Origin of the sequence: Draconibacterium halophilum (assembly GCF_010448835.1) — a bacterium.
Taxonomy (GTDB): Bacteria; Bacteroidota; Bacteroidia; order Bacteroidales; family Prolixibacteraceae; genus Draconibacterium; species Draconibacterium halophilum.
The window spans coordinates 1,617,986-1,630,636 of record NZ_CP048409.1 but is presented as its reverse complement, the minus strand read 5'-3'; the positions used below and the strand labels follow the sequence as shown (position 1 = coordinate 1,630,636).

Annotated in this window: 6 protein-coding genes; 5 read left to right on the top strand and 1 reads right to left on the bottom strand. The window is 41.2% G+C overall.

Features of this window, described 5'->3' with window-relative positions; translation table 11 throughout:
• The first annotated feature begins 196 nt into the window (after positions 1–196).
• From G0Q07_RS06600 to G0Q07_RS06580, 5 genes are all read left to right on the top strand, one after another.
• Positions 197–3,505, top strand: a complete 3,309-nt coding sequence (locus tag G0Q07_RS06600; protein WP_163345339.1) for a TonB-dependent receptor — start codon at positions 197–199, stop codon at positions 3,503–3,505.
• Between the two features lie 125 nt (positions 3,506–3,630).
• Entirely contained in the window at positions 3,631–5,559 is a 1,929-nt protein-coding gene (locus G0Q07_RS06595) for a RagB/SusD family nutrient uptake outer membrane protein (protein ID WP_163345338.1), read from the top strand.
• Between the two features lie 32 nt (positions 5,560–5,591).
• Entirely contained in the window at positions 5,592–6,731 is a 1,140-nt protein-coding gene (locus tag G0Q07_RS06590; RefSeq protein WP_163345337.1) for a SusE domain-containing protein, read from the top strand.
• 128 nt (positions 6,732–6,859) lie between these two features.
• The gene (locus tag G0Q07_RS06585) at positions 6,860–9,601 is read left to right on the top strand and encodes a glycoside hydrolase family 76 protein (protein ID WP_163345336.1); all 2,742 of its coding nucleotides are present in this window, start codon (positions 6,860–6,862) and stop codon (positions 9,599–9,601) included.
• 104 nt (positions 9,602–9,705) lie between these two features.
• Complete coding sequence (locus G0Q07_RS06580) at positions 9,706–10,725, top strand: family 43 glycosylhydrolase (RefSeq protein WP_163345335.1); 1,020 nt, start codon at positions 9,706–9,708, stop codon at positions 10,723–10,725.
• Positions 10,726–10,834: 109 nt separating this feature from the next.
• On the opposite strand, the gene G0Q07_RS06575 is transcribed toward G0Q07_RS06580, so the two are convergent.
• Positions 10,835–12,649: a glycoside hydrolase family 2 protein gene (locus tag G0Q07_RS06575; protein WP_163345334.1), complete on the bottom strand. Its 1,815-nt coding sequence runs from the start codon at positions 12,647–12,649 to the stop codon at positions 10,835–10,837.
• Positions 12,650–12,651 lie beyond the last annotated feature (2 nt).

Here is a 12,651-nt window from a genome sequence, read left to right as displayed (position 1 = left end):
TGTAAAACCACTTGTTTTTGTCTTAAAAAATGAGAAAGCCTGCAGATGCTGGAACATCTGCAGGCTGTAAAATTAATCAACATTGCTGCCAGGCAATGCATTTTAAATTTATAATTCAAACAAATTTATGAAAAAAAGTAAAACGAGGTATCCGTATTGCTCTTTTGGCAAAGTGGGTTCCCAATTTCTTCGGATTATGAGGATAACCATCTTTCTTTTGCTCGTTGGAATGAGCAGTGTTATTGCCAACACTTCTTATTCACAAAGCGCCAAATTTTCGTTCCTGTTAAGGAATGTAACCGTGAAACAGGTTTTTGAAAAAATTCAGGACCAGAGCGAGTTTAACATCTTTTACAAGGATAGCCAGGTTGATTTGGACAGAAAAATTGATGTGATCGCTGATCAATCATCGGTGACGGAAATTCTGGAACAAGTATTGGCCAACACCAATCTGACCTATAAAATAATCGACCGGCAAATTGTTCTGGTTCCCGAAAAAGAGACAAAGGTTGAAGAACCTGCAGAACAGGACCAAAAACCGGTTAGCGGACGAATTATCGACAGCAAGGGCCTTCCTTTACCCGGAGTTTCGGTGGTTATTAAAGGAACATCTAATGGAACGATTACCGACGTGGATGGGGTTTACAGTATTAATGCCCCCGACGATGCCGTATTAACATTCTCTTTTATCGGAATGGAAAACCAGGAAATTCCGGTTAATGAAGTTCCTCGCGACATTGTTTTGGAAGAAGCAACCACCGATCTGGATGAAGTAATGGTAGTTGGTTACGGTACCCAGAAAAAGGCTTCGGTAGTTGGTGCTATTCAAAACATCAATCCGGGAGAATTACAGATTAGTTCATCAAAAAATATTTCAAACACTTTGGCCGGAAAACTGGCCGGAGTTATTGCAGTAACTCGTTCGGGCGAACCGGGATACAACCAGTCTAATTTCTGGATTCGTGGTATTTCTTCCTTCTCCGGAAGTACAAATCCATTGGTATTGGTTGATGGTGTTCAACGTTCGTTGGATGATCTGGATATTTCAGAAATCGAATCATTCTCGATACTTAAAGATGCTGCAGCCAGTGCCATGTACGGTGTTCGCGGGGCAAACGGAGTAATTCTGGTAAATACCAAACGCGGAAAAATTCAGAAACCTGTTGTTAATGTTCGGGTTGAGCATGCTATAACTGCTCCAACACAAATGCCTGAGTTCATTGGTGCTGCCGATCATATGCAACTGCTAAACGATTTGGCTTCAGAAGAATTTAAAGTTCCGTATTACGAACAATTGGCGATTGACCGCACCCGAAGCGGATATGATCCGGAATTGTATCCAAACGTTGATTGGATAAAGGCTATTTCGAAAGATCATGCTTACAACACCCGGGCAAACCTGAATGTAAACGGAGGCTCGGCTATGTTACGCTACAACCTCACTGCCTCGGCATATAATGAGGATGGTATCATGAAAAGAGACAATTCGCTTTCGTACGACACCAGCACAGGCTTAACACGTTATAACCTGCGTTCGAATGTAGATTTGAACCTGACAAAAACAACATCAATGCGACTGAGCGTTGGGGGTTACCTGCAAAAACTACGCAAACAGTCGAACGGAACAAATACCGTATGGGACTATGCTTTTGACACGCCGCCAATGGTACACCCTGCCATTTATGCTGATGGAAAAATTCCAGTGAGAAGTTCAAGGGTAAACCCATGGGCCTATCTTACCCAGTATGGATATGGGGTTTATACCAGCAGTAAACTGGAATCGCTGTTTTCCATAGAGCAAAAGCTGGATTTTATTACCGAGGGCTTAAGCACAAAACTGTCTTTTTCTTTCGATAACTACAGCTATAGCTCGTTAACGCGTAGTAAAGATCCAACTTACTATCTTCCGGCCACAACGCGCGATCATGAAGGAGAATTGGAGCTGACTTTATTAAGTTCAGGTTCTGAGTTTTTGAACTACGAAGAAGGAAGTGATTATGGAAATAACCAAACTTACCTGGAATGGATTCTGAATTACGACCATACTTTTAACGAAGCCCACAACCTTACTGGGTTACTACTATTTAACCAGCGCAGTTACGACGACGGAGGTATTCAACCCTACCGCAACCAGGGTATAGCTGGTCGTGCTACCTATTCGTTTAAAAATAAATATGTAGGAGAATTTAACTTCGGATATAACGGATCGGAAAACTTTGCCAAGGGACAACGTTACGGATTTTTCCCATCGTTTGCTGTGGGCTGGTTGGTGTCTGAAGAGAATTTCTGGGCTGGCATGAAAGAAACGATTGATTTCTTAAAAATCCGTGCATCGTGGGGTCAGGCCGGTAACGACCAGATTGGTTCTGAAAGACGCTTTGCCTACTTGACTACAATGAATACCGAAGCCGCCGGGTACCACTGGGGTAATACCGCCGACTACCAAAAAGATGGAGTTACGGAGGGCGATATAGGCGTAAATAACCTTACCTGGGAAACGGTAACAAAAAAGAACGTAGGTATTGAATTCAGTGTTCGATCTGCATTACGTATTCAACTGGATGCATTTCATGAATACCGCGACAATATTTTTATGCAACGACGCACCATTCCCACACAGGCAGGTTTGTTAAGCACTCCGTATGCCAACTTCGGAAAAGTGAAAAACCAGGGAGGTGAAGCTGCAATTACATACAATAAGAAACTAAACAATGCCGACATCTCGTTTTTTGCCAACGTAAGTTATGCCAAAAACGAAATTCTTGAATATGATGTTCCGGCAGGCCAACAAGGAACCCATCAGGATATTACCGGCCATTCAATAAACGAACTGTACGGTTATGAGGCAATCGGGTTGTATACAGCAGAAGACTTTGATGCTACAGGAAACCTGCTGCCTGAGCTACCACAAAACGAGCTGGCTGAAGTACGCCCCGGTGATGTTAAAATTCTTGACTGGAACGAAGACGGCGTTATCAATTCAAAAGACAAAGGTTATGTTGGCGGAACCAACGATCCGCGTATGGTGTACGGATTTGGCGGAAACATTTCGTTACATGGCTTCGATTTGAGTGTATTCTTTCAGGGAGTTGGAGACACTTACCGCTTTATTGGCGACGAAAGTGAGTACTTTATTCCGGGATCAGGCCAGGGAATTCAGGGAAATATTTTCACCAACTATACCGATCGCTGGACCGAAGAAAATCCATCGCAGGATGTTTTCTATCCACGTTTGTCGTATGCTACAAATTACAACAACAATGCAAATTCTACCTGGTGGAAAAAGGACATGAGCTTCCTGCGTTTGAAACAAATTGAAATCGGATATAACATTCCGGCTTCGGTAAAGAAAGATATGTTTAAAGCATGTCGTATTTACATCAACGGAAATAACTTGTTAACCTTTTCCGATTTCAAATTGTGGGATCCTGAACTTTCAACTTCCAACGGAACTGAATATCCTCCACTCAAATCGGTTATGCTCGGAATCGACTTAATATTCTGATAATGAAACGACCATGAGAAATTATTATACGAAAATACGAATGATTATAATCATGGGAGTTACATCTGTTACTTTAAAAAATAAACAATTATAAACAGATGAAATCACCTGAAAAATATAGAAAGATGAAAATACAACTAAAATATACATTCCTGATATTGCTGCTGGGCACCATGTTTTCCTGCACGGATTACCTGGATAAAGAATCAGATACAGAATTAACCATGGATATGGTTTTCACCGACAAAGACAGAATGGAAAGTATGCTGGCTTATGTTTATTCCGGTATACCCGACCCAACCTGGGGTTCTTTAAACCGAACCGGATGGGGCGTTATGGGCGACGACTGGACACCTTCTGAACGTTGGCAACAATGGGGATGGGATGCCATTCCTAAAATTACCGGTAACTGGAACACTGCAACAGAATGGGATGGAAGCTACTGGGGTGATCTTCCTCAACGCATTCGTACAGCAAATATTTTGCGTGCCAATGTTGTGCCAATTGACGGAACTACAATCACCGCCCAGGAAGTTGAATACATTCAGGCTGAATGTCGTTTTTTACAAGCTTACTACTATAGTTTGTTTGTAAACTGTTATGGTGTTTGCCCTTTTCAACCCGACTATATTGCACCAACGGATGGTTCGACAGAAGAGCTACTTACCGGCCCCGTTCCATACGATGAAATAATTGAATGGTGCGACAATGAAATGTTGGAAGCATCCAAAATTTTACCGGCAAGCTATGCACAGGCAATAAAATATGGCCGCGTTACTTCAGTAATGTGTTTGGCGGCACGTGCCCGCATGCTACTTTTTGCTGCGTCTCCGTTAGTAAACGGCAACCCGGATTATGCGAACTTTACCGATACAGAAGGCACTCCGCTTTTCAACAGCTCATACGATCAAAACAAATGGACAAAAGCCCTGGAGGCACACCGATTGCTGATTCAGGAAGCTGAAGCTGCAGGCCATGAGTTGTACAAAATGTATAACGACGATGGCAGTATCGATCCATTTGCATCAACAGCCTGGGTGCATGCCCGTACTTATGCCGATGGAAATAAAGAAATTCTTTTTGCACGTCCGCAAAACCAAACGGAATTCGACAGACACATTTCGCCATACGGAGCAGGAGGTAACGGAGGTTTGGGGATGACTCAATCTATAGTTGATGCTTTCTTTATGGATAATGGTCTTTCGCCAATTTTGGGCTATGAGAACGGAGATAAAACCAAGCCTATCATCAACCCGGAATCGGGTTATACAGAAAGTGGTTTTTCAACAAACGATGATGTAAGAAATACCGATAACTGGAACTGGTACGACGGCAAAGAAAAAGTAGCGGCAAAAGCAGGAACTTTCAACATGTATGTAAACCGCGAACCACGTTTCTACAATGCCATTCTTTGGAACGAACGTTATTACATCTGGGACCGTCGGAATGTTGATTTTTATCAGTATGGAAAAGACAATAACTATACCCACGATGCACCTCAGAACGGGTATTTAGGGTTAAAAAGAAAACATCCCAACTCAGATTCTAAAAATGGTTCATGGCAATATCGTCCGGGTATCGTTTACCGTCTGGCCGAAGCCTACCTTAGTTATTGCGAAATACTAAACGAAGTAAGCCCCGGAAATCAGGAAATTCTTACTTACCTGAACTTGATTCGCGAGAGAGCCGGTATTCCTCAATATGCAACTTCTCAACAAGATGGTTATATCGCAGTAAATCTGAACGACCAGGACGAAATGCGTGAAATTATCCGTCGCGAGCGACGTGTTGAACTATGCGGAGAAGGTGTTCGCTATGATGATCTGAGACGCTGGAAGGAAGCGGAAGATGTGTTGGACGGTGACTTTTACGGAATGAATTTCTCAGGAACCGATAAATCGGATGATCCGTCAAATCCAAAAGCGTTTTACGTGCGCACGCAATACCAGAAAAGGGTATATCAGAAAAAATATTACTGGTTCCCTATTTACCAGGATGAGATTGACAAAAATCCAAACCTGGTACAAGCACCTTACTGGACAGAATCTGAATAATTGGGAAAACTACTTTAACAAATTTGAAACAGATGAAAAAAATAAATATACTATTCGTAATCTTCGCAATAGGCATGCTACTTTTTAGCAGTTGCGATGATGAATACGATGTAAAAATTGAAATAGACACCGTTGAAGACGGCATGCACCTGACTCCCAGCGTTGAGGAGATTACCTTATCACAGGATATGATGGATGAAATCGCCATTACATTCAGCTGGGATGAGGCACAGGAACGTATTAACAATGGGCAGATTAAGTATTACTTCAAGTTAGGTCTCCCCGGATTTACAACTGCTACCGATACAATTCCAGTTGAAGAGGGTGTTTTTGAATACAGCATTACACACTTCGACCTGAATACCCTTCTTTACGAACTTGGAATAAATTTTGGAAGTACAGCCGAAATAGAGGCAGAAGTAATAGCCTATTCAGAAGGAGATTTCTTTGTTAAACCAGAGATCTCAACAACAAAAATAATTGTAACAACTTTCGAAATCACTCCGGTAAATCTGTACCTGGTTGGTTCTGCTAACCCAAAAGGATCGGAAATCAGTAATGGGATTAAGCTAACTGAAATTATCGAAGGCAAAGACATTGGTAATAAATATCAATGGGAAGGAAATTTACAGATTGGAACCTTTAAGTTCGTTAATTCCCTGGTTGAGGATAAAGGATCATGGAGTATGGGAGCAAGTTCTACCGAATTAGTGCAGAATTCAACGAATAGTAGTTCTGATATGGAATTTACCGTGACCAAGTCCGGTTTGTACTCGATTATTTTAAACAAAGACGACAGAGAGATCATTTTTGGATATAAAGGATTTAGCCATGTTTGGGCCGTAGGTACCGGAATTGGTGTTGCATGGAGTATGCCATCTTCAACCGAGTTTAGTTGGGATCCAAGAAATCCAAGTATTTTCACTCTTGAATGTACAATGCAGGCCAACAATGATTTCAAACTGCCCTATAATGATCAAAGTGCAGGTTGGGGATGTCCTTTCCTTCGCCCTATAGTTGCTAACGCAAATATATGGGATGATAATCGTATCCAGGCAACGCCTGCCGGTTATGGTGATGATCTGAAATGGTGGGTTACTGAAGAACAAGCTGGCCCTGCCATTGTAACAATTGATGCATTGAACGAAACAATTACTCTCGAAAAGCAATAGATAAAACCTATTCTTCTCTCTTGCTTCAAGTGAGCAAGAAACATTCATATAAGTTAAATATCGAAGGAAGTACTTTAAGTACTTCTTTCGATTTAACTATACCTAACAAACCTATAACCTAAGATTTCATGAAACCTCAGCAATTACTATTTTCAATAGCAATTCTTTTTTGGCTGTCCATATTTTCTAACGAAGTAAAAGGTATCACTACCGGCACACCTTCAATTACCGGTGCAGTAGATAACACTCAAAATTATCCTTTCGAAACCGCCACCCCGGATGCAACAATCAGCAGTGAGAATGCCTCATCCAGCTCTGTTAACTCCGGAACTATTTATAAAATCACCTCAAAGGCATCGGGCAAAGTACTTGATGTGCTTAATTCAGAGATGTCTGATAACGCCAATGTGTGTATATGGACGGACACGGATTCTGATGCGCAGAGATGGCGGTTAACTTCTGTTAGCGACAATCAATTCACCCTTACCAACGTAGCAAGTGGTAAATTACTTCACATGAACGGAACTCCTCCTGAGAATCAGCTAAACATCGATCAATATAAAAATACAAATGATGCTACAGTTTTGTGGCAGATTGCTGAAAATACAGATGGCACTTTTTCGATAAAATGCGCATCGGATTCAGATTTTGCGCTGTCTGTTGCGGGAACAGAAACCATCGATGGCTCAAATGTTGAGTTAAGCGAATCAGCCGGAGGAGATAAAGAAAGCTGGTTTTTTGAGGAACAAGACGACAGAGAGGCAGCCCCAACACCTGAAATTGCAGATAAGATTTTTGCTGCGTGGAAAGAAAAATATTACGATGCACGGACAGGCGATGAAATAATTCCCAATGAAGGTTATTGGGGAGTGGCTGAAATGATGGAAATAGTTATTGATGCCTATGAAGTGACCGGAAACCTAAAATATGCAACCATGTTTAGCGAGATGTATAATCAGGTTCTTACTAAATATGGCCATGACTGGATGTGGAATGACTTTAACGACGACATTACCTGGATGGTTTTAGCCTGTGTACGGGCAGGAATAATTTTAAATAACCAAACCTACATAAACAAAGCAAAAGACCAGTTCGATAAAATGTATGATCGTGCCATTCATGCCAACGGTAGCTGGCTGACATGGAAAATGGGCGTACCCGGAACCAACTCGTGTATAAATGGTCCGGCAATGGTTGCCTGCTGCTATTTAGCGCAAGCAACAAACAACAATGATTATTATACAAAGGCGGTTAAATTATATAATTGGTCGAAAAACAACCTGCTTGTAACCGAAACAGGCGAAGTGTACGACAGCTATAATTCTAATGGCGACGGGGCAACAAATTACTGGAGCTCTACTTACAATCAGGGAACTTATCTTGGAGCATCGGTCATGCTTTACAATTACACAAAAGACCCAACTTACTTAAAAATTGCCGATCGGATAGCCAGGTATACAGAAGAAAACATGTTTCGTTCAAGCGTAATCTGGTACGAAGAAGGCCCTGACTTAGATGGTTTTAAAGGAATTTTAATGCGTTATGCCCGTAAATATGTGGTTGACTGTAACCGTCCAAATTTCATTCCGTGGCTACAACTAAATGCGAAGGTGGCTTATAACAACAGTAACTCTGAAAATATTATCTCTACAATATGGAGTAAAAGAGCCGAAGAAACGGTGGAATATCGGGGTTTTAATGCTTCTACAGCTGTATCATTAATGATAAATTGTCCTTATAAAACGACAACGGTTAAAGATGCTTATTCAAAAATTGAGTCGGAGGATTTTGATTACCTCAAAGGTGTTATGGTTGTTCAACCTACACCTGATGATGAGACTTCTAACTTAGGAGGAATTCAGAACGAGTATCATACAGCTTATTACAATGTTGATTTCGGAACCACCGGAGCAGAATCTGCTGAGTTCAGAATTTCAAGCCTTGCTTCAGGAAATAGCATTGATATAAGGTTAGGCGCGCCAAACGGAGAGTTGATAGGGACTGCCACACCTGACAATACCGGTAATTGGTCAACTTATACAACAATTACTTGTCCTGTTGAGAATGTGAAAGGCCTGCAAAATATCTACCTGGTTTATAAAGGAACGGGATACATTTGCAACATAAATAATTTCAAATTTTTTGAAGCTGAGTCACCTACTTCTGACACAAACGGATTGATTGGTCAGTACTTTGACGGAATGAACTTTGAAACACAGCTGCTCGAACGAATTGATCCGAATGTGAACTTTAATTGGGAAGAGCTATATCCTGCAGCAGAGGTACCTGCCGATTATTTTTCAGTGCGATGGACCGGAAAAATAGAACCGCTATACTCAGGTGAATATACTTTTTACATCACATCAGATAACGGACGCAGGGTTTGGATAAACAATGAGTTAATTATTGACAAATGGCTAAATGACTACGATGTTACATACTCTGGCAAGATAACACTTAACGCTGGTCAACGCTACGATATTAAGGTAGAGTTTTTTGATGATATTGGAGGAGCAAATGTTGTTCTCGAATGGGAAAGTTCCCAGCAGCAAAGAGAAGTAGTTCCAAGCTCTCAACTGTTTTTACATGCTAAAAACACGGTAACAGCCATCTCAGGTTTAATCGAACAGGCAGAAGATGATATTCTGGTGTTCCCAAATCCGGCAACTTCTTTCATTAAAATCAAACCAAACAATCAACAGATCATTAGAACTACAATTATTGATGTAAAAGGTCAGACGATTTACAGCAACAACAAAAAATATGATGATCAACTTACAATTGATGTAGCCAACTTACCGAATGGCCTGTATCTTATCTCTTTTGTTACTAAAACAAATAGTAGAATCGTAAGAAAATTCATAAAATAAACCGCTTATACATATAGACTTTATAAACATTCCGGATACTCTTTATTCCGCTTTTAATTAAGCTAAAACGAAAGGTTTCTGCGAATCAACTAAATTTTAAAATTATGAGATACTATCTTTTTGCAATCCCCCTGATTTTCCTTTTTCTCACAGCGTGTTCAAACGGAAACGATTTGAATATTGATGATGAACCCACAGATGAGGATAAAAACACAACCTACAATAATCCGGTTATTCCCTCAAGTTTACCCGATCCAACAATTATAAAGGCCGCGGATGGTTATTTTTATTTGTACGCCACCGAAGACATTCGCAATACACCAATTCTTCGTTCTGAAGATTTACTCAACTGGAAAGTTTTAGGAACTGCCTTTACCAATGAAACCCGCCCGAACTGGGAACCTAATGGAGGAATTTGGGCACCTGACATTAATTATATCAACGGAAAGTATGTTTTGTATTATTCAATGTCGGTTTGGGGTGGCGGAAATACCTGTGGTATAGGTATTGCAACGGCAACAAAACCGGAAGGACCTTTTACTGATAACGGGAAATTATTCCGCAGCAATGAGATTGGAGTGCATAATTCTATCGATCCTTTTTACATTGAAGATGCCGGTAAAAAATATTTATTCTGGGGAAGTTTTTTTGGAATTTATGCCTTAGAACTTAACGATGACGGACTGAGTATGAAACCTGCAACAACCAGAAAGGTTGCAGGCACAGCCTTTGAAGCATGTTACATCCATAAAAAAGGAAATTATTACTACATGTTTGCCTCTGTTGGTTCATGTTGCGAAGGAGCCAACAGTAGCTACAGAACCGTTGTGGGGCGTTCGGAGAATTTATTTGGCCCCTATGTAAATAAAGCAGGGAGAGCGATGTTAGATAATGAATACGAAGTTCTTATTCAGGGCAACAACAAGTTTGTTGGAACCGGCCACAATTCGGAAATCATCTCAGACGACGCCGGAAACGACTGGATACTGTACCATTCATACATTAGAAGCACGCCTAATAAAGGTCGTGTATTGTTAATGGACCAGGTGCATTGGGTTAATGGATGGCCGGAGGTAACAGGACAATCTCCTTCTACACAAAATTCAGTACCGGTTTTTGAATAAACATTTTTATTATCAGATTGCCAGTCTATCAAAAAAAAAGGAGTTTAACGTTAAACGTTAAACTCCATAACAAATAAAAGACTATTCGCAAACTGAATTTGTCCCAAATCTATTTTTCGTCTAAAACCTTACATACTTTCTGATTTATCTCACGCACACGAGCTTCATCCAGTTTAATCACTTTACGATCGTAAGTCATTAACCCGTTTACTTCGCCTTCTACATCAGTGGTTTGTGTGTATACTGCAGCAGAAAAACCAGTCTTTGCCATTTTGTACAACTCTTCAGCATACTCTATGTATTTATCGGTTACTTCTTTTGTGTTTTTAAACTGAACGTAACCCCAGTTGCGATCGGTGGCCCATAAATGATCTTCAAGAGCCAGACCAATTCCACCATACTCGCCTAAAACGGTAGCACGGCTTCCATCATACAAATACATATCGGGTCCCGGATAATTGTGCAGGTCTAACATATCGCCAACACGGTAATGGTTTCCGCCACTGGCCGGATTTACCAAACGACTTTGATCATGGTTTTTGGTCCACTCAACAATCTCTTCCGTTTTAAATTGTCCCCAGGCTTCGTTAAACGGCACCCAGCAAACAATAGATGGATTAGACATGTGTTCGTCCATTATTTCCTGCCATTCTGTGCGGTAATTAGCTTCCGATTCAGGAGAACGTTTTAACTCGGTACCATCAAAATACTTTCGGTTTTGCCACTGCGGCGAGCGGTCGCCGTTTGGCATATCCTGCCATACTAAAATCCCCATTTCATCGCAATGTGTATACCAGCGTGCCGGTTCTACTTTTACGTGTTTACGGATCATGTTAAAACCAAAATCCTTGGTTTTTTGAATATCGTATTTCAATGCCTCATCAGTTGGTGCAGTGTACAAACCATCGGGCCACCAGCCCTGATCCAATGGGCCAAACTGGAAATAATCTTTGTTATTCAGTTGCAGGCGTACAATTCCGTTTTCATCGCGTTTGCTTGAAACCTTGCGCATGGCTGTGTAGCTGTCAACAGCATCAACAGTTTTTCCATTGCTAATAAGTTTTACTTCCAGATCGTACAGAAACGGTAATTCGGGGCTCCATAATTTTGCATTAGGAACGGCCAGCTCAACCGATTGTCCGGCAACAGCTTTTCCACTTGAAACAACACTATTTCCGTCTTTCAGAACTACTTCGTAAACATCGCCAAAAGTTGTACCACAAACTGAGGCATCAACTTTTAAACTTGCGTTGTCGATATTTGGAATGGCAACAACATCGGTAATGTGTTTTTCGTTTACAGGCTCGAGCCAAACCGTTTGCCAGATTCCGGTAACCGGAGTGTACCAAATTCCGTGAGGATTGCCAATCTGTTTTCCGCGCGGCTGAAATCCTTTATCCGAAGGATCCCAAACTTTTACCACCAGGTTTTGCTCTCCAGATTTGCTAATAAATGGTGTTACATCAAACGAAAAGGCATCGTATCCACCTTTGTGCGACCCAATTTTTATGTCGTTAATCCAAACTTCAGCTTTCCAATCAACGGCACCAAAATGCAGCAATACTTTTTTACCCTTCCACGACGAAGGCACAGTAAAAGTGCGTTGGTACCACAATTCCTTTGTTTCGCCAACGGTTTTCTGAACACCCGACAAACTTGATTCTATCGCAAAAGGAACCAGAATCTCACCATCAAAATTTTCGGGTTGCATTTGTCCGGCATCCGTAATGGCATAATTCCACAAACCATTCAGGTTTTTCCAGTCGGCACGTTCCATAATGGGGCGCGGATATTCAGGCAACACATTATTTACATCGATTTTTTCGGCCCAAGGGGTTTTAATTTTGTCGCCCGCAGGCTTCCATTGGGCAACACTCGTTAATGCGCTCAGCGCAAAAATCAGAACAATAAATCGTTGTTTCATTT